The 20,039-nt window shown below is 59.2% G+C and carries 9 protein-coding genes; 4 read left to right on the top strand and 5 right to left on the bottom strand.

Annotation, left to right across the window (positions count from 1 at the left end; all coding sequences use genetic code 11):
* The first annotated feature begins 12 nt into the window (after window positions 1-12).
* A complete protein-coding gene (locus AB1772_09125; GenBank protein MEW5796511.1) occupies window positions 13-357 on the top strand; it encodes a DinB family protein in 345 nt (114 codons plus the stop codon).
* A gap of 327 nt (window positions 358-684) precedes the next feature.
* Window positions 685-1,494, top strand: coding sequence for a hypothetical protein (locus AB1772_09120; protein MEW5796510.1), 810 nt, complete (start codon window positions 685-687; stop codon window positions 1,492-1,494).
* A 5-nt stretch (window positions 1,495-1,499) separates the two neighbouring features.
* Here the strand turns inward: AB1772_09120 and AB1772_09115 are convergent, their stop codons facing one another.
* From AB1772_09115 to carA, 3 genes are all read right to left on the bottom strand, one after another.
* Window positions 1,500-3,482, bottom strand: coding sequence for an LTA synthase family protein (locus AB1772_09115; protein ID MEW5796509.1), 1,983 nt, complete (start codon window positions 3,480-3,482; stop codon window positions 1,500-1,502).
* A 114-nt stretch (window positions 3,483-3,596) separates the two neighbouring features.
* Window positions 3,597-6,800, bottom strand: a complete 3,204-nt coding sequence (gene carB / locus AB1772_09110; GenBank protein ID MEW5796508.1) for a carbamoyl-phosphate synthase large subunit — start codon at window positions 6,798-6,800, stop codon at window positions 3,597-3,599.
* Entirely contained in the window at window positions 6,784-7,962 is a 1,179-nt protein-coding gene (carA, locus tag AB1772_09105; protein ID MEW5796507.1) for a glutamine-hydrolyzing carbamoyl-phosphate synthase small subunit, read from the bottom strand. The genes carB and carA overlap by 17 nt, the downstream gene beginning before the upstream one ends.
* A 419-nt stretch (window positions 7,963-8,381) precedes the next feature.
* On the opposite strand from carA, the gene AB1772_09100 reads away from it, so the two are divergent.
* Complete coding sequence (locus AB1772_09100; protein MEW5796506.1) at window positions 8,382-13,856, top strand: alpha-2-macroglobulin; 5,475 nt, start codon at window positions 8,382-8,384, stop codon at window positions 13,854-13,856.
* Window positions 13,857-13,965: 109 nt separating this feature from the next.
* Window positions 13,966-16,296: a penicillin-binding protein 1C gene (pbpC, locus tag AB1772_09095; GenBank protein MEW5796505.1), complete on the top strand. Its 2,331-nt coding sequence runs from the start codon at window positions 13,966-13,968 to the stop codon at window positions 16,294-16,296.
* Window positions 16,297-16,400: 104 nt separating this feature from the next.
* Here pbpC and AB1772_09090 read toward each other — a convergent pair whose 3' ends face one another.
* The gene (locus AB1772_09090) at window positions 16,401-18,635 is read right to left on the bottom strand and encodes a T9SS type A sorting domain-containing protein (GenBank protein MEW5796504.1); all 2,235 of its coding nucleotides are present in this window, start codon (window positions 18,633-18,635) and stop codon (window positions 16,401-16,403) included.
* A 163-nt stretch (window positions 18,636-18,798) separates the two neighbouring features.
* On the bottom strand, window positions 18,799-19,464 hold the full coding sequence (locus AB1772_09085) for a Crp/Fnr family transcriptional regulator (protein ID MEW5796503.1): 666 nt from the start codon (window positions 19,462-19,464) through the stop codon (window positions 18,799-18,801).
* Window positions 19,465-20,039: the final 575 nt, after the last annotated feature.

Below are 20,039 nucleotides of genomic sequence, written 5' to 3'. Positions count from 1 at the left end.
CCTCGCTTTTATATGTCCAAATCGGAAGAGGGGTTTGCGCCGCCTTCTCCTTTCGGCATGGAGGAGTTGGACCCGGCAGGGGTTCTTCCCGAGCGCCTGTACACCCGGGACGAGCTGCTTACTTATCTCGAACACGGCCGCCAGAAGTGCCGCTATCGAATCGCCTCGCTGACCGCGGAGCAGGCCCGCAAGCGCTGCGCATTCGGGTGGCTCGATATCTCAGTCGAGGAGTTGCTGCTCTACACTATGCGCCACGTGCAGCACAACGCCGCTCAGTTGAATCTAATGCTGAGGCAGAAGATCGATTCTGCGCCGCGCTGGGTGCGCAAGACGAAGGTCCCGCTCGACGGGGAGTGATTGCGAATCAGCTATTGTAGGGCAGAATCCCTTGGTCGCGTGCGTTAGCGCGCGACCGGCGATTCTGCCATCGGTCGCCCGCAAAACCCGACGCGACCGCAGCCATGCAGGTCAGAACCCCTGAGTCGAACGCGTTAGCGTGAGACGTGGTTTCGACATCTGAGTTCCGTCCAGATGCGAGCAACCCACAGCAAGCCGTGGGCTACCGGTTGCCGCTCAAGACCGCCGTTGCGTAGGCACGCACAGCGTGCTACCTTGGACGCGTGCCGGAGCGATGGTGGAGAGAACGCGGGTGGGTTGCAACCGTGGCGCGTAGGAAAGGGTGACATGAAAAAGTTCATCTCAGCCCGAGTCGTCACCCTTCTGTTGGTGATCCTGGTCGTTGGAGTCGTGTTGAACTACCACAAAGACCTGATACAGCGCGGCAACATAAGCAGCCTGCTTGCCGAGAATCTCGACAGCCGTCTGGCGCCCCACCGCATAAACCGGGTGAATCGTCTGCGGGCTATACTCGCTCACGGCATTCGCTCGCTCGAGGTGGACCTGATGTTTCGACCGTCAAACGGCGGCGGGTACTTCGAGATCGGACACGACGAAAGTGACGCGTCGGGAGTCGGCCTGGCGGAGTTTCTGGACACGCTCGGCGGCGCCGGTCTGAAAAAGATCTGGCTCGATATCAAGAATATTACCGAGGGCAATATCGACGCTGCCCTGGCTGAGTTGATTCGGTTGGACTCCCTTTACGACCTGCGGAAAACCGCTATAGTCGAGTCGAGTTTTGGTTCCGAAAGTCTCAGGCGAATCAGCAACGCCGGTTTTCATACGTCGTTCTACCTGCCGACTGTTCGAATCAAGGAGTTGTTGGCCTCTGGTGATACGATGGCGCTTCAGAAGGAGGCGGAGGCGATTGCCGCCCAGGTTTGGGCGCAACAGTTGGCAGCGGTGTCGTTCGATCTGGCGTTATATTCGTTCGTAAAAGGCCATCTGGAATCCATAATTCCCGACACTACGGTATACCACGTATGGGATTCGGTCAAACTGTGGGAGTGGGATGCAATTCGAGAGTTAAAGGACAGAAACTACTTCAAGGACGCGCGGGTTGCCACCATTCTCTACGAATACTGGGGCCCGGACTGACCCCTCTACCGCCCACGTGATGTCACGCAGCGGTGCTTTCCATTCGAAAACAGATAGTGCATGGTCTGGAGATAGTTCTCCAGCCTTTGGTTAAGCGGTCGTTTGAGGTCCTGGTCGGCCAGCGCGCTATCCGATACCAGGCGCGAGTGATCGTCCACGGCATAGAGTGCAGAAACCGTGTCGCGAATGTCTCTGACCAGCACGGCGTTTCGGTAGCGATACAGAACGGTGAAATTGCTGCGCATCACGGCGTAGCCGTCATCCGGCGGTATGCCCAGAAGGTCGCGACCGGCAAAGTGAAACGGCTCCGGGTATCCGATCAGGTGCATTAGCGTAGTGGCGATATCCACCTGCGAGCCTATTGTATTCACACGACGGGGCTCAGCGATGAGCCGTGGCGCGTAGATCAGGCAGGGGATGTGAAAGCGTTTCAGCAGGCGATCGTCACCGTCGCGCATCTCTCCATGATCGGCCAGGATTGCGAAGATAGTCTTGTCGAAGAAAGATTCCCGCCGCGCCTTTTCCATGAATTGGCCCAGCGCGTAGTCGGAATACGCGAACGCGAGTTTCGCCTTGTTTCCGGCGTATTCCGGGTGGGCCTGAGCGAACGCGGGAGGGATGTCATACGGGGCATGGTTCGACGATGTCAGCACTACGCTCAGAAGCGGGACTTCCGGATCGCTCTGCGCAAAGACACTCAGTGTTTTGTCGAACAAGTCGTCATCCGAAACTCCCCACCGCCCGCGAAATGCTGCCGACGGAAAGTCCTCCTGATCGATAATGCGCTCGAATCCGCCCTGCTTAAGAAAGAACCCCATGTGGTCGAAACCCTGGTCGAAACCATAGATGAAACTGGTGGTGTAGCCGTGTCGCTTCAGGATTGTGGCGAGAGTGTAAAACGACTCTGTGCCGCGGCGGCGGGTCAGGAATGTGCCCAGCAGCGACGGGAACGATCCGACGGTGCTGACCAGTCCATGGTGCGCGCGTGTCTCCTGGCCGTAGAACTGTGTGAAGATGATACCCTGCTCGGCCAGCCGGTCGAACGCGGGCGAACAGCCCTGGTCTCCCGCGCCGAGCGCGCCGATATTACCCGCCGTGAAGCTCTCCATCAGAATGATGACGATGTTAGGCTTCTCGATACTCAAGCCGCGTGGGTTCGTGATTCGCCGCGCAAGCGGATACAGTTCCGATACGTATTGTTCGTCTCTGGCAAGTAACAGAGTCCGGGTTGACTCGACCGCCTGTTCATTGGAGACGAAACCGTAGTCAGCGCCGCCGGCCTCGCGCTCAAGGCGCCTTTTCAGTTCAACTGCCTTGGTCAGCGTGTAAACACCGTTGAGCGAGAGCTGATTGAGGGCTTGGTTATCAGTAGATAGAGCTGAAATCCGCCAGAATGGCTCATCCAGCCAGAGAAACGACAGAGCCGCGAGGGTTACCAGTGAGATCGCATGTGCCGCGATAGGACGCAGCGGCGTGCGCCGGCCTCGGGCTTGGGCTCTTTTCCGGCCGATCATCCGGGCGAACAGTATCATGAAGAAGGCCCAAATCGCGAGCACGACATAGAGCGCTGGATCGTGCACTACCGTTCGCAGTATCGGCCCCATCTGGCTCAGGTTTTCGATCAGGAGGATATTCAGACGCGAATCGTAAATCTCGAAATGGACAATGTCGACGAGATTGACGAAGAAGTAGATGCCGAAACAGAAGTAGATCGCGGCGCGATGGATGAAATATGCGAAATCGCGTCCGATCGGCTGCAACAGGAGAGTGAATAGCCTGATCAGAAAGAGCGTTGTTGCCGCGATACAGGAATCAACTATGAGGCCTGCGCCGAAGGCGGTGGCGAGTTCCGACGCGGAGCTTTCCTGAAACAGCGCTGCGTGGTACGCCAGGAAACCGAGCCGCAGCAGCGTGAACACGACCAGCGCGTACAGGTACACTCGCAGCAGGGGAAATGAATTCTCTGTTGTCACAAGCTCACGAGACATTCGCTCTCACGGACTTGCAGCCAGGAATGTTGCGACCTGACAGCTAACGCCAACAAGATGCCGCTGTCAAGCTCGATTGAATACGAGCCACACAAGCCCGTTACACATGAAGTCTTAGGGCGTGCGCGAGTGGATTTCCTGAAGCGAGCTCACGCCGATATCTTTGGTGCGAAGCTGGGCAATTGCATCGGCCGCCGCCACAGCGCCCGAAAGCGTGGTTATGCACGGCACCGCATGCTGGACCGCCGCCGTGCGGATCGCCCAGCCGTCGCGGGCCGACGCCGCCCCCAGCGGTGTGTTGATGATCAGGGCGACATCGCCGCTCTTGATGAGATCGACACAGTGGGGCCGTCCCTCGCTCACCTTGAGCACGCTCTCGGCGGGCACCCCCATGTCCTGCAGAAAGCCGGCAGTTCCGGTGGTGGCCCGAATGCCGAATCCCATGGCGGCGAAGCGCCGCGCCACGCCCAGAACGCCCTTTTTGTCGCGATCGTTGACGCTGATGAGGAGCGTCCCATCGCGCGGCAGCTTCAGTCCCCCCGCTAACTGGGCTTTGTAGAATGCCGATCCGAACTCTATTCCGCTGCCCATCACTTCGCCTGTGGAGCGCATCTCCGGGGACAGCTTCGGGTCAACTCCGGGGAACTTGATAAACGGAAATACCGGGGTTTTGACAAAGAAGCGAGTAACCGGCAGATCATCGTTCAAGCCAAGGTCGCGGAGCTTATGTCCCAGCATCAGGCGCGTTGCGACTTTTGCCAGCGGTACACCGGTGGCCTTGGCGACAAACGGCACCGTGCGCGACGCGCGCGGGTTAACCTCCAGCACGTACAACTGGTTCTCGGCGATGCCGTACTGGATATTCATCATGCCGACAACCTTAAGCTCGCGCGCCAGCAGGCGGGTGATCTCGCGTATCTCCTCAAGATGGTGTTTCGTGATCAGATAAGTCGGCAGCACCGAGCTGGAATCACCGCTGTGTACGCCGGCCTCTTCGATATGCTGCATCACACCGGCGAGGACACAGTTTTCGCCGTCAGCGAGAGCGTCGACATCGACCTCAAACGCGTCTTCGAGAAATTTGTCGATTAGAATCGGTTGCCCGGGGGCAGCGTCGAATGCAGGGGTCAGGTAATTGTGCAACTGCGCGGTCCCGTAGACAATCGCCATTCCCCGTCCCCCGAGCACGTATGACGGTCGCAGCAGGAGCGGGAAACCGAGTTGTTTGACAGCGGCGTCGGCCTCGTCAAAAGTACGGGCAATGGCGTGCGCCGGGTGGCGGATGTTCAGCCGGTCCAGAAAGGCGGCGAACCGCTCACGATCTTCGGCGAGGTCGACCGAATCGGGCGGCGTTCCGAGTATCGGCACGCCCGCCTTTGCCAGAGGCATGGTCAGCTTGAGTGGTGTCTGCCCGCCGAACTGGACAATCACGCCGTCGGGCCGCTCCTTGTAGTACACCTCGAGCACGTCTTCGAGCGTGAGCGGTTCAAAATAGAGCCGGTCGCTGGTGTCGTAGTCGGTGGAGACGGTTTCCGGGTTGCAGTTAACCATTATGCTCTGCACGCCCGCCTCGTGGAGGGCGAACGACGCATGACAACAGCAGTAATCGAACTCGATCCCCTGGCCGATCCGGTTTGGGCCGCTGCCGAGTATCATCACCTTGCGCGCCGGGTCGGGGGCGCTTTCGTCCTCTTCATCGTAGCAGGAATAAAGATAAGGCGTATATGACTCGAATTCGCCTGCGCAGGTGTCGACCCGTTTGAATACCGGCCGAAGGCCGATCTGGTGGCGGCGCGTCCTCACCGCGTCCTCCTCCGCCCCGGTAAGATACGCCACGCGACGGTCCGAAAAACCCCACTCTTTGGCGAGTCGCAGTTCCTGATCGCGGATATCGGCCAGCGGCCGTCCGCGCATCTGCCGCTGCAGTTCCGCGAACTGGGAAATCTGATCGAGGAACCAGGGATCGATATAGGTCAGGCGGTGGCATTCGTCTACTGTCCAGCCACAGTCGAAGGCGTGAATTAGATAGCGCAAGCGGTATTCGTTGGGTGTAGCCAGCGCGGCGCTGAGCTGCTCGTGGGGCATTTCGCCGGGACGAAACGGCTTGACCACTTCGAGAGAGCGCAAGGCCTTGAACAGAGACTCTTTAAATGTGCGGCCGATCGCCATGACCTCACCGACCGATTTCATCTGGATGCCGAGAGCGGCATCGGCGCCGGGAAACTTCTCGAACGCGAATTTCGGGATTTTGGTCACGACGTAATCGATGGCGGGCTCGAAAGCGGCGGGTGTCACACGCGTGATGTCATTGGTGATCTCGTCCAGGGTGTACCCGATAGCCAGCTTGGCGGCAATCTTAGCGATGGGGAAACCGGTCGCTTTAGACGCCAGCGCCGATGAGCGCGACACCCGTGGGTTCATCTCGATAACCACCAGGCGCCCGGTTTTCGGCTCGACCGCGAACTGCACGTTGGATCCGCCCGTATCTACTCGCACGCGCCGTAAGATCGCGGCGGCAGCGTCGCGCATCCGCTGATACTCGCGATCGGTCAGGGTCTGAGCGGGCGCGACCGTAAGCGAATCGCCGGTGTGAACACCGATGGAATCGATATTCTCGATGGAGCAGACGACTACAAAGTTGTCCTTGCGGTCACGCATGACCTCGAGCTCGTACTCTTTCCACCCGACCAGCGATTCCTCTACTAGCACCTGTCCGACCGGCGATAGCGCCAGGCCGCGGTTGACGATTTCCTCCAGCTCCTCCAGATTGTAGGCTATTCCGCCACCCGATCCGCCGAGAGTGAACGACGGCCGCACGATAATCGGGAAGCCGTTTTCATGCGAAAAACTCCTCGCCCCGGAAACGTCCGATATGAGCAAGCTGCGGGGGACTTCGAGGTCGATTTCCAGCATCGCCTGTTTGAACAGTTCGCGATCTTCGGCAATGCGAATTGCCTCGGAGCTCGCGCCGATTAGCGACACACCGAACCGGTCCAGTATTCCCTCGTTGTGCAGAGCGATCGCCAGGTTGAGCGCGGTCTGGCCGCCCACACTAGGGAGGAGGGCATCGGGGCGTTCGCGCTCGACAATCTTGGTCAGGAATTCGACTGTCAACGGTTCGACATACGTACGGTCGGCCAGATCGGGATCGGTCATGATCGTGGCCGGGTTGGAATTGACCAGGACGACTTCGATCCCTTCAGCGCGCAGTGCCTTGACTGCCTGCGTGCCGGAATAATCGAACTCGCACGCCTGGCCGATGACAATCGGGCCGGAGCCGATTACCAGCACGCGCTTGATGTCAGTTCTTGCGGGCATGCTTACCAATCTCGCGCCACTGGGCCATCAGGTGGGTGAACTGTGTGAAGAATGATACTGCGTCGTGCGGGCCGGGGGACGCCTCCGGATGGAACTGCACGGCGATTGCGGGCACGTTGCGAAGCGACAACCCTTCGACAGTCTGGTCATTGAGATTCACGTGGGTGATGTCAACCAGGTCGGACGGCAGAGAATCAGCATCAACCGAGAAACCATGATTGTGTGACGTTATCTGAACGCGACCGGTGGGTCGCTCCATCACCGGATGATTGCTTCCGCGATGGCCGAACTTGAGTTTGTAGGTTTTCCCTCCGGCCGCCAGGGCAAGCAGTTGATGCCCGAGGCAGATGCCGCCGATCGGCACCCGCCCCAGCAGCGCGCGGATGTTGTCCACGGCATACCGTACCGGATCAGGATCGCCCGGGCCGTTAGACAAGAGTACGCCGTCCGGTCCAAGTTGCAGCACGTCGGCGGCGCTCGTGTCAGCCGAGACAACCGTTACGCGGCAGCCATGATCCACCAGGCAGCGCAGGATGTTCCACTTCACCCCGTAGTCATAAACGACTACGTGCAGCCTGGTTGGTGAGGCCTCTCCTGTGAGACTGTGCAGATTCTGCCCGCCGTTCAGGAGCGGCGGTGCTTCTCTCCAGTCGTAGGTCTGGCGTTTGGTGACTATCGATGCCAGGTCGCAGCCGACCATCGACGGGTGACCCCGCGCGCGCTTGATAAGTTCATCGGTCGGTACATCGATGCTGCCAATAACGCCGCGCATCGCACCCCGGCTGCGAAGGTGCCGCACCAGGGCGCGGGTATCCAGCCCCTCGAGCCCGGGGATACCGTTGGCAATGAGGTACTCATCGAGAGTCTGCACCGAGCGCCAGTTACTGGCGATGCGACTGAGCTCCTTGACGATTAGCGCGCCGAGAAACAGCTGGCGCGACTCGGCATCGTCGCGAGCGATTCCATAGTTGCCGATCTGCGGGCTGGTCATGACCACCAGTTGACCGGCATACGACGGATCAGTGAGCACCTCCTGATAGCCGGACATGGCGGTATTGAAGACGACCTCGCCGGCGGCATCGACGGCGGCACCGAACCGGCGGCCCGCAAACGCACGGCCGTCCTCGAGGACCAGCTTTGAGTCAGTTTCTTTTTGCAGCATGTATACCGGAGGCTTTGCCTCTCCTAAACTGAACGGGGCGCCTGATGTTCCCGAAATGCCGCGCGAAAATAGTCAGATTCGGGGGGACTGTCAAGGATGGGGCTCTCCGGTGGCCCACCACCCCCTTCTTGATCGGTATGGTTCCATCCCTGCCGCGTCGTCCAGCGGCAGGCGCGGAGGCCTGCCGATCAAAAACATGAACATCTTCATCCCATCCGCAAGCGGGTCGGCCACCGGGCGGGGGTGCGCCGAGGCGAGGAAACACTTGTATGCCGTCCACTCGGTCCCCATATTGGGGTCACCCTTTAGCAACCGGGAGCCCAGGTGCTCGTTGCAGATAAATCTAAGATGTATCGGGTTGACGCTGACTCGGTGTGTGCCGCCACACACCCGTTTCCAATTCCAAGAGGGAGATAGCCATGTTCGCCAAGCTCCGCCAGGCGCTGCTTCATTTCACCGCTCGCAGCAACCGAACGACCACAATCGCCGGCGTGACCATCGCAGTCGCGCTGATTATCCTGGTTTCGAACATCACCAGTGTGCCGGATAACCAAATCAGGGTGCTGTCGTTCGAACCGACCGGCTGGGTCGAGCTAAAAACCAATTTCACGGTCAAGTTTTCCAAGCCGATGGTGTCCAAGGACAGTCTGGACCTGCCGGTTACCGATCCGCCCATCCTCTTTGAGCCGCCTATGCCGGGCCTGGGAAGGTGGATTGAGACCGACGTGCTCAGGTTTTTCCCCGATGCCGAACTCCGTCCCGCCACGCAGTACAAGGCGCGCGTGCAGTCGCTCAAATCCTGCGCCGGCGGCTTGAAGATTGTCGACAAAGCGGAGTACCCGTTCCGGACTCCCAATTTGAAAGTAGAGGTATTTCGGAGTTCTACCACGCGGGACGAGGCAGGCCCCGGGCTGGTGCGTTTGGTAATTGACCTCAGGTTCAATTTCCCGGTGGGGATCGACGAACTCAAGCGGCGGCTCAAAATCAAAGGGGAAGCCGGGGCGATTGAATCGGATGTCGGATACACCGTTCGAGCGGTGACGATTGACGGCAGCGTAACCCCGGAGCGGCCATGGTATGCAGTTTTCGCCGATGACACCTTCTCCAAACGGTTCACCGTTACGAGCGAACCGTTCGAACAGACAACCATGGAGCAGAACTATCTGGTGGTGATTGCCAAAGAACTGATGTGCGGCGAGTGCAGTTTGCCGATGGAAAGCGATCAGACTCGATCGGTGACGGTTGCATCCCGCCAGCCGCTGGTGATCCATAACGTTCAGGCGAATACCGGCGCCGCTGCCAGTTCAATCAGCATCTATTTGTCTGAGCATGTGCCCATTGATGAGGCTCGCGCCTATGTGTCGCTCGATCCGGCTATGCCGTACACGATCGAAGGCGAATACAGCTGGCTGACTGTGCGCGGCGATTTCAAGCCGGGGATGGCGGTCACGGTCAACATCGCGCAGGGGCTGCGCGCGGTTTCCGGGGCGGTGCTGCAGAATGACTTTTCCACGAAGGTAGTGTTCCCGGACATGCCGCCATCGGTAGCATTCACGTCGCGCGCGGTGTTCCTGCCCCGGCTCGGTGCCGGCCATCTCGAGTTCAAGACGATCAATCTGAAAGAACTGGCGATCGAGGTGGAGCAGGTCTTTCCCAACAACCTGGTCTATTTCCTGACATCGGGGTACGGCGACTACGAGTACTATCGGTCTTCATCGGTGGACTTAGGACGGACGTTTTTCGTCAAGGATATCGAAGTTGAGGCACAACAGAACGAGCCGCTGACGACAACGATAGATTTAAAGAGCATCATAGGCGATATCGGTCAGGGGATATTCAAGGTGGCGGTAAGGGGGCGTGAGCAGCGCTGGATTGCCGACAGCCGGTATGCGATGCTCACTGATATAGGCATCTCGGCCAGGCTTGCGGATGACTATCTGATGGTGTGGGCCAACTCACTGGCGACTGCGCAGCCGATATCAGGCGCGGCTGTCACGCTAATCAGCCGTAACAACCAGACACTCGTGGAGGGAGAGACCGACTCGCGCGGTATCGCCACGTTCGAGAATATCAAGGACAAGCTGGCCGGATTCGAGCCGTTCGTTATATTGGTATCGCGCGGCCCGGATCTCTCGTACGTGCGCCTCGATGAGAGCCTGCTCCCGCTGAGTGATTTCGATGTCGCCGGGCGGCCGTACCTGGCGTCCGGCTACGAAGCGTTTGTCTATTCTGATCGGGGTGTCTATCGTCCGGGCGACACCGCCCATTTGGTATCGATCGTACGCGGCACCAAAGTTTCGTTACCTCCAGCCTTTCCCTACTTCCTGACGATCTATGATGCCCGCGGGCGCAAGTTCACGAGCTTTCGGCTGGCGACCGAGGGATCATCGATTGCGGCAGTCGACTTGCCCATTCCCGATTTCGCCGGCACCGGCAAGTACACGGCAGTGGCCGAGATAGGCGAGGAGCTTCAGATAGGACGGGTGGAATTCCAGGTCGAAGAGTTCATGCCCGACCGAATCAAAGTGAGCTTAAGTGTGCCGTCGAGTGCCTATCACACCGGCGACACAGTCGAGGCCGGCGTCGACGCCAAGTACCTGTTCGGCCCGCCGGCGGCAAATCACAAAGTGGCCGGCCATGTCACTATCGAGCCGCAGGAGTTTTCTCCGTCCGGCTGGTCGCAGTACACCTTCAGCGATCACAACCGTTCATTCACCAAGATGGAGATCGATCTTCCCGACACCATCCTCAATGACACCGGCAGGCATGTTTACCGCTATACCCTGCCGGACAAACTGTCCGCACCATCGGCGCTCAAGGGTCTACTGTCGGCGACTGTTTCTGAAGAAGGTGGACGGGGGGTGAGTGCGTATGCCGAGGTGACCATTCATCCGTATGAGCGGTATGTCGGCCTGATGACAACGCTCGATGGCTACGCGAAAGTCGGCGAGCCGGTCAGCGTGAAGGTCGCCAGTGTCGGCAGCGACGGGCAGGCGGTGGAGATTCCCCAGGTTGATCTCAAATTCTATCGCATAGTTTACAACACGACATATAAACGAGACCGAACCGGAGTGGGCCGGTGGGTGTCGGAGAAACGACAGCAACTGCGCGACTCAGCCAAGGTTTCGGTCGTTGCCGCCGGCGCGATCGCCGTGTTCACACCCGACAACTATGGCAGTTACGAGATAATCGCCACGGACCCGGAGACCGGGCACTCGAGCTCGGTCATGTTCTATGCCTCCGGCTGGGGATACGCGCCCTGGGCGCTGACCAATCCCGATAAGATAGAACTGGCGTTCGACAAGAAAGAGTACAGCTCCGGCGACAAGGCGATCCTTCAGGTGCGGGCTCCGTTCGGCGGCAAGCTGCTGCTCACGATTGAAAAAGACAAAGTATTCGAGACAATAACACGAGACATGGCGGAGAATACCGCCGAAATCGTTCTGCCGGTCAAGCCGGACTATTTCCCGAATATCTATGTTACGGTGGCGATAGTGCGGCTGGCTGATTCGCTCGAGCCGAATATGCCGGCGCGGGCATTTGGAGTCGCTCCGCTCCTGGTGCGGAACGACAAGCGGCTGGAAATTGCGCTCACCGCGCCGGAGGTGGTCAAGCCCAAGAGCATGGTGAGGGTCGATCTTCAGATCAGCCGACCCAAAGTGTCGCAACTTACCGTGGCGGCGGTCGATGCGGGCATTCTGCAATTGACTGATTTCCAGACACCCGATCCGGTCGAATTCTTCTACGGGAAGAAACAGCCGCACCTGAAACCGTACGACATGTACGCGCTGATATATCCGAGAGTCGAGCAGTCGTCCAGTCATATTCGTCCGGGCGGCGACAAAATGTTCGCTGCCGGCCGCAAGCGGCATCTCAGCCCGATTACGTCGCGCCGGGTCAAACCGGTGGCGCTCTGGTCCGGTTTGGTCGAGACCGACAGCCAGGGCAAGGCCAGTGTGACATTCACGCTGCCTGAGTTCAACGGCAAGCTGGTGATCATGGCCGTAGCCGCACAGAACGATCTGTTCGGTTCGGCAACGGGTGAAGTCATAGTGCGCGACAAGATTGTCATTCAGGAGAGTTTCCCGCGCTTTGTCTGTCCGAACGACATCTTCGACGGCCTGGTGACGTTGTTCAACAACACCGGCGCGAGGACCGACATAACGGTCAACGCTGTCGCCGGCGGGCCGGTGGAGTTTATCACCCCGCCGCCGCTCACTATCACGCTGGATAACAACCGGCAGGAGAGCGTGGCATTCCGCTGCAAAGCAGGTCAGACACCGGGCAAAATCGAGTTCGCGCTCAGCGCTTCTGGCGCAGGAGAGCGCGCGACCCTGTTGCTTGAGCTGCCCAATCGCCCGGCGCAGCCGCTCGCGACCGTGTTCGGCTCAGGTGCGGTCACAGCTTCAGCGCCCGCGCAGTTTGTGTTTCCGGGCGACTGGCTCGATGGCACCGACCAGTACGTGCTGAAAACGTCAGCGATGCCGGCGGTTTCGTTCGCCCGCAACGTCCAGTATCTCCTGCATTATCCGTACGGTTGTGTGGAGCAGACCACCTCGCGGCTGTTCCCGCTGCTGTACTTCAATGACCTTGTCAAGGTAGTGGAGCCGGCGATTTTCGGCGGCAAGGGGCAGGAGTATTTCATCCAGGAAGGAATCCAGCGGTTGCACAGCATGTTTCTTCCGGATAAGTCGTTCGCCTTCTGGCCGGGCGGCACGTCCGGCAACAACTGGTCGACCATCTACGCCTCACACTTCATCTCTGAAGCATCCAAGGCCGGGTACCATGTCGATAAGAAGTTTCTCAGGGACATCTATGATCATCTCGAGGACATGGCCCTGGGGAAGAACATCCGCGATCTAAACGAGGCACACCGTGTCTACGCCGCCTACGTTCTGGTCCAGGCGGACCGCCTGCCGCAGCGAGTGGTCTCCTATCTCAAAAACCTGGATCCGTCCTCGCTCAAACCGTACACCCGTTACCAGTTGGCGGGCGCGCTGGCGCTGTCGGGCAACATGACCGAGGCGTCGCGCTTGATTCCGCCAACGGTGCAGCCAAACCTCTTCGAACCGGAAACCGGCGGTGATTTCAACTCCGGCGTGCGCACCGACGCCATCCTGATGGAAGTGTTAATGGCGCTCTCGGAGGACGATCCGTCGGTCGAGGTGCTGGCCCGGTCGCTCATGCAACGATCCGAGGTCAACCAGTGGTACACCACGCAGGAGAACGCGTTCGCCCTCATGGCACTAGGGAAGTACTTCAAGAAGAAGAACAGTTTCAGTTTCAAGGGGCAGGTTAAGATCGAGGGCGAAGAGAGTGTCGCTATTGATTCAACCGGCTTCAGCCTCACGCGCGAGGATCTGGGTGATCGCTCGGTGTCAGTTTCGGTCAATGAGGGCGGCGGCTCCTGTTTTTATTACTGGCAGGCGAGTGGCGTCCCGCTGACTCCGGCCGCCGAGGAATTTGACCGCGGCATGGTGGTGCGGCGGCAGTACCTGAGCGAGAACGGCAAGCCTCTCGCGCTGGACAGTGTGCCGCTCGGCACCCAGGTGGTCGCGCTGATTACGGCCAAGGCAACAAGCAAGCGGCTTGACTACGTGGTCATCAGCGATCTGCTCCCGGCCGGATTCGAGATCGAAAACCCGCGCCTGAAAACCACACCGCGCCTGGCCTGGATTCCGAGTGAGAGCGGCGCGGCCGAGTACCAGGACATTCGCGACGACCGTCTGCTTATCTTCACAACCCTGTATCCCGGCCGAGACATTCAGTTCTACTACAGCCTGAGGGCCACGAGCGCGGGCGAGTTCACGGTGCCGCCGGTAGCGGCCGAGTGCATGTACAATCCGATGATGGCCAGCTCGGCATCATCGGGGGCGGTGACGATCGTGAGATGACTGACAGTCGGGACCTTAGTAGTTTCGACCAGTGTCGGGATGACCCTTCACTGGCTCAGAGTGACACAAGCATCCCGACCTACTGGGTATGAAGATGTTGACGAGATTCATGAATCTGGCGCGAACCTGTCTGCGGAGACCGGCATTCCGCAAGGTCATCGGCGTGAGTATACTCGCGATTGCTACGCTGGGCGTGCTCAACTGGTTTGTCTTCCCGCTGCCGCATCATCTTCTCAAGCGGCCGACATCGACATTCGTATACAGCCGCGATAACCACCTGCTGAACTGTTTCACGTCGACAGACCGCTTCTGGCGCAAGCCGGTGAGATTGGAGCAGGTGTCGCCGTTAATGATCAGCACCGTACTCGCCTGCGAGGACCGCTGGTATCACTGGCATCCCGGGTTCAATCCGGTGTCGCTGGCTCAGGCGGCGGTGGATAATCTGAGAGCGGGGCGATTCGAACGCGGCGGTTCGACCATCACCATGCAGATCGCCCGCATGATCGAGCCGAAAGAGCGCACGATTCCCAACAAACTGCTTGAAATCCTTCGCGCCGTGCAACTGGAGATCAGTTACTCCAAGGATGAGCTGTTGGAGATCTACTTCAATCTCGCTCCCTACGGCGGCAATATCGAGGGTATCGGCGCGGCGACCTGGCTATATTTCGGCAAAACGCCTTACAGGTTGTCGGTGTCGGAAATTGCCGTGCTGACCGCGCTGCCGTCGTCACCGACCAAACTCCGCCCTGACCGCGATCTGGCCGCCTGCCTCAATCGCCGCGACCTCGTGTTGGCGGTGATGCACGAGCGGGGGCTGATTTCGCGCGATGAACTCGGGCAAGCGCTGCGCGAGGAAGTGCCGATCGCGCGGGTCAGCCCGGCGGTGGCAGCGCCGCACTTTTGCCAGAGCGCCATGATGGCGCAACCCTCACAGCCGGAGATTCGCTCGACACTCGATTACGGCATACAAATCACCTGTGAGCGGCTGGCGCGCAACTACCAGGTCGGGCTGGCGTCAAAAGGCATTCACAATCTCGCTGCGGTAGTGCTGGACAACCGGTCAGGCGAGCTGCTCGCGCTGGTTGGGTCGGCTGACTTCGACGATGCCGGGAATCATGGCCAGGTCAACGGTGCACTCGCGCCGCGCTCGCCCGGCTCGGCCCTTAAGCCGTTCGTCTATGCGCTCGGATTAGACAAGGGCTTCATTTCCTCGGCCCTCAAAGTGGAAGACCTCCCGGTGAACTACGCCGGATACATTCCGGTCAATTACGATGAACAGTACAACGGGGTGGTGTCGATCTCCGAGGCGCTGATTCAGTCGCTGAACGTGCCGGCGGTGAATCTCACCGTCCAAGTCGGCCTTAAGGAGCTTTTCAACCTACTTCGTGCCGGTGGTATAACGACACTGACGCGCAAACATGTCGAGTATGGTCTGCCGATGATTCTCGGCTCGTGTGAGGTCAACCTGGTCGAGCTGAGCAACCTGTACGCCACCCTTGCGCGCGGGGGCGAGTATGTTCCAGTGAGGTACACACGCGAACGCGAATCATGCCGGCCGGTTCGTTTGTTTTCCAGGGAAGCCGCTTATCTGATTACCGAGATACTGGTCGATCTGAAACGTCCTGATATGCCGAGCAGTTGGGAGTTCACCGTGGGCATGCCCAAAGTCGCCTGGAAGACCGGTACGTCGTACGGGCGCAAAGATGCCTGGGCGATCGGCTACGATCCGGACTACACGGTTGGAGTCTGGACCGGCAATTTCTCGGCCGAAGGTTCGGTCGCCCTGGTCGGCGCCGAGACCGCCGCGCCGCTTATGTTCGATATCTTCACTGCGCTTCGCCCGGACGGCAGCCCAACGTGGTTTGAGCCGCCGGCCGGTATCGACGAACGCATGGTGTGCGCGGTGAGCGGTAGGATCGCTACCCAGGCCTGCCCCGATCAGATCGGCGAGGAGTATATCGTGGGCGTGTCCCCCAACGCCAAATGCAGCGTGCATCGAAGCATCATGGTCGACTCGCGCACCGGCCATTCGGTCTGCCGGTATTGTGCTGTGGACGGTCGGAGCCGGGAGATCACGGTTGAGGATTGGCCGCCGCGGCTGGCCTCATGGCTGGCCGGACGGGGAATCGTGCCGCACCACCCGCCGCACAATCCGGAATGCCGGGGTGAGCTGACGGGCGACGGGCCGGTGATTGTTTCGCCCGAGCGCGACGCGGTCTACGTAATCCGGTCAAGTGTGCCCAAGCAGTACCAACACATTCTGTTTCAGGCGTCGCTGCCCCTCGATAGCCACGAGGCGCACTGGTTTGTCGATGGCCATCTGTTCGCAACTGCGCCGCCGGACAGCGGCGTGTTCTATCTCCCTGAGCCGGGGCAGCACCGGGTAATGTGTATCGATTCCTACGGTCGCTCGGCAGGGGTGAATTTCCGAGTGCAATAACAGGGCAATCGCCGGCAAGGGAGCGCAGCCAGGATCTTACAATGAAAGTGGGGCAAGCCGTTTATCGGCCTGCCCCACTGGCGAACAAAGAGCGGGCAACCCCGTTACTTTAGCAAATTCACCTTCAAACTGCCGGTCGACTCCGCTGTGGTGATCCTTATAAGGTATACGCCTGATGCCAGATGACTGGCATCCCACGATACCACATGGTCGCCGGCCGGCTGCATTTCGTTGACCAACTCGGCAACTCGCTGGCCCAGGATATTGAAAGCTTCAATCACGACTTCGCCTGACTTCGGCAGCGAATAACTGATACTGACTGTCGGATTGAAGGGGTTAGGATACGCTCGGATGCCCGCTAAAGCGGTTTGGTTCTTGCCGCCCTTGCTCCTGGTGGTGGCAGTCGCCGTGTTACTCGGACCGGATTCATTACCGGCTTCATCGTAGGCGGTGACGTAATAACTATAGGTGGTGGCGGCTCGGAGGCCGGCATCGGTGAAGGTAGTCGACGTCGTCGCATTCACTCTCGTGCCGTTACGATATATGTTATAGCCGGCTACTCTGACATTGTCGGTCGATCCCTGCCAGGCAAGAGCGATCTGTGAGGATGAAAGAGCCGTGGCGGTCAGAGTGCTCGGATTGGTCGGCGGCTGGGTATCGCGGATGGTCTTCAAGATGACGGACCGGGTTGACATCGCTACAGGGGCTGATTTGCCATTGGTATTCCATAGGTCATACAGTCTCTGGCCCCAGTCATTGGTATGATTCTCGTCACGCAGGAACTCCACAAACTCCTTACTGGTAGTTTGGTAGTACAGGGTGACATCTACCCTTGCCGCCGATTCCGCCAGCGAATAGTAGGTGTCGTCCCAGTATTGTCCGTCAGCATACGAATAGCCCACCGGCGGTGATTGAATCGCCGTGAAAGCGGCATTGGTGAATCCGCGAGGAGGAATGCGATTGTCCGAATAGATTTGGTTATTCAGCACGAAATGGAACGACGGACCCGCGGGATAGCCGAGGGCCGCGGAAAGATCGGCCGACAGACCCGGTTCGATCTCGTAGATCTTGACGGCGGCATCGTGGCCAAGCACTCCGGTAGCGTTGTCGTAGGTGCCGGATTCGTACACGAGTGTTGCCGTGGTATCGTAGACTTTGACGTTGATCCAGATTCGCCGGCCCTCGGGATAACCCGACGGCAGTTTGTGGCCGGTCTCATTCGTGACCCGCACGTGAGCGCTATATCCGCCGGGGACAGGCGTGACGGTGAGGTCAAGGGTGGCCGCCTTCTGCAGCATGGCGATGGCGCGCTGAACTCCGGCGTTCAGGGCCGACTGGTTTACTTCACCGGGCCAGATTGCGTTCAGGATTTTGGGGACAAACGTGTTGCCGCCGGTCATGTCATGCAGAGGCAGATCGGTCCGTACCGGCGCTCCGGATTTGTTGCAACCCGTGCCCGTCACGTCTTTCATGTGGCAGTCCTGACAGGTCGACACATAGGCCTTGTTGCCGCCAAATTGCGGTGCATATACGCCGGCCGGGCTGTTGTAGGCGCTCATCAGCCACTCGCTGTAGGTGCGCTCGATGGGGAACATGGTGTAAGGCTCGAAACTCGGAGAAGGCTGGTCAAAGGCATTGGGCGAATAGGTATCATCGGCACCTCTTACGAAAGCCGGGTTGCTTACGTCATGACAGGTCCCACACAAGGCAGCGTCCTTGTGGAACGGCGAATAGTAGAACTGGTGGCGGGCCACCGGGTCGACAAACGGCCCGCGCTTGGCGTTGCTCGCGTCGGCGACATACATGCCGTTGGCCGATGTAGGGGGTATCTCGGCGAGTGTGGCTAAGTACGCCTGGTCCTGCGGATAGGTTTCGCTCGTGTAAGTGGCATCGCCTGGATACGGGTTCGTACCCAGAGGCGTCGGCTTCACAAGCTTGTGACAGTAATCGCACTGCACGCCCTGGCGATCGTTGAGATTGAGAGCGGTGCCGTCAGTCGGCACCGATCTCCCCTCCAGCCAGCCCGCCGGCGAATGGCAGCGAATACACAGATCGCCGCTCTCAGGTGCGTCCTGGTTGGCGATTGCCATGCTGGCATAGAAGTACGGGTCCCGCGCCGCCTGAGACATCATGCTCCCTCGCCAGTTGTAGGCCGGCTCTACCGCAAGATTGTAGCCGCCATGACAATTGTCGCACTTGTCAGGCGTCTCCAGTTGGCCCGCCTTACCCGGCTGGGATCCGGGCATGAAGAAATCGTTGAGGGTCGACGGTACCGCTGCTATCAGCACGGCGAACATGGCGACCGCCAACACCCCGGCAATTAGACAAGTGTTACGCATGGGTAGCTCTCCTGGCTGGATCAGCCCGCAAAAGCCCGAAAATTCCGGGACCGGCTCCTTGCCGGTCAGGACTCACGCACCACTAATATGACAAAAATCGCCGGATTCCCAATGCCGTGGGGCAAGAGGTATCTTGTCCGAGGATAAGATGGCTATGAAAAAGTTAGGTGTCTCGTGCAGCCAGGTCGCGGAGCCGTCCCGGATCGACGATCTCAATGTGTTGCCGGTTTGTTCGCAGAATCCCGCTCCCGTTGAGCTCGTGGATGATCCGTGAAAACGTTTGCGGCGTGATTCCAACCGCGTCGGCCAGATCCTGGTGGCGTAGCTCGGTTGCTACAACCAGACGTTGGGAGCTCGGCGACGATGTATCCGCAAGGAATAGAAGAATCCTGGCCACCCGGGTACGGGCCGGGAGAATTGCCTGGTCGAGCATGCGCTCCTCGGAAACACGCAGTTCTACTGCGACCTTGTGGAGCAAATCCAAACTGAACTGGACCGACTCTTGCAACAGGCCCTTGAATGTGGCGGCGGGAACGGTGCATACCGTGGCCGGCTCGGCGACTTCGGCGGTCGCCGCATATGGCTCGTCGGTCAGAAGCGCCCTGAACCCGGCAATATCGCCGCCACCCAACAGCCGAATAACCATGGTGCGCCCGTCTCGTGCGGCTTTGACCAGCTTGACAACCCCGTCGTGCAGGCAGTACATGGCCAGGGGCGCCTCGCCCTCGTAGAACAACACTTCTCCGGCCTGGTAGCGGCGCACCGAGCGGCCCTGATCCAGTTTCGCCAGGAGATCCTCGCTAAGATGGCAGAATACGCTCCGCGCCAAAAATCCACAGACTGCGCACGATTGTTTCTCTCTCTCCAAACACCACGTCCGTTGATAATGTATATGTGATTTCTGAGTCTGTATGCAACCGTAACTTGCGGAAAGGCGATGTTCCCGACCGTTTTGCCGCCCTGCTCGGAACCCATCTTTGTTCAGAAACCGAGTGCCCGGATCAACGCTTTTACATACTCACCCGACTGCCGGCGATCCGCCGGTAACCACGGCTCCGGCCGACCTTACTCCAAACCGCATGAGCTGCCACAAGGCTCACGGCAACCAGCGGGCGTTTGGCTTGATCTTCGCAACCGGCAATGCGTCGTTCGACAAAGATGGCGACGGCTCCAACTACAAGGTGCTCTGCGGTCAATGCCACGTGCAGCAGCAATTGGATTGTAGATTAAATCAAGTAAGCGACTGCCTCAAGAGGAGAAGGGCCTGGCTCTTCTCCCCTGTTTCTTGTGTAATGAGAGATCGATCGGTTGGATGGCGCGTCCCGCCCGCGGCCTGCCAGACACTTTCATAAGACCGGACATCAAGTCCCCCCCCGTGGCCCACCCGCTTGCCGGTGGGATTGA

The organism is Candidatus Zixiibacteriota bacterium (assembly GCA_040752815.1).
Taxonomy (GTDB): Bacteria; Zixibacteria; MSB-5A5; order GN15; family FEB-12; genus JAGGTI01.
Note: the sequence above shows the minus strand (reverse complement) of the source record. Positions and strands in the feature narration are given on the sequence as shown.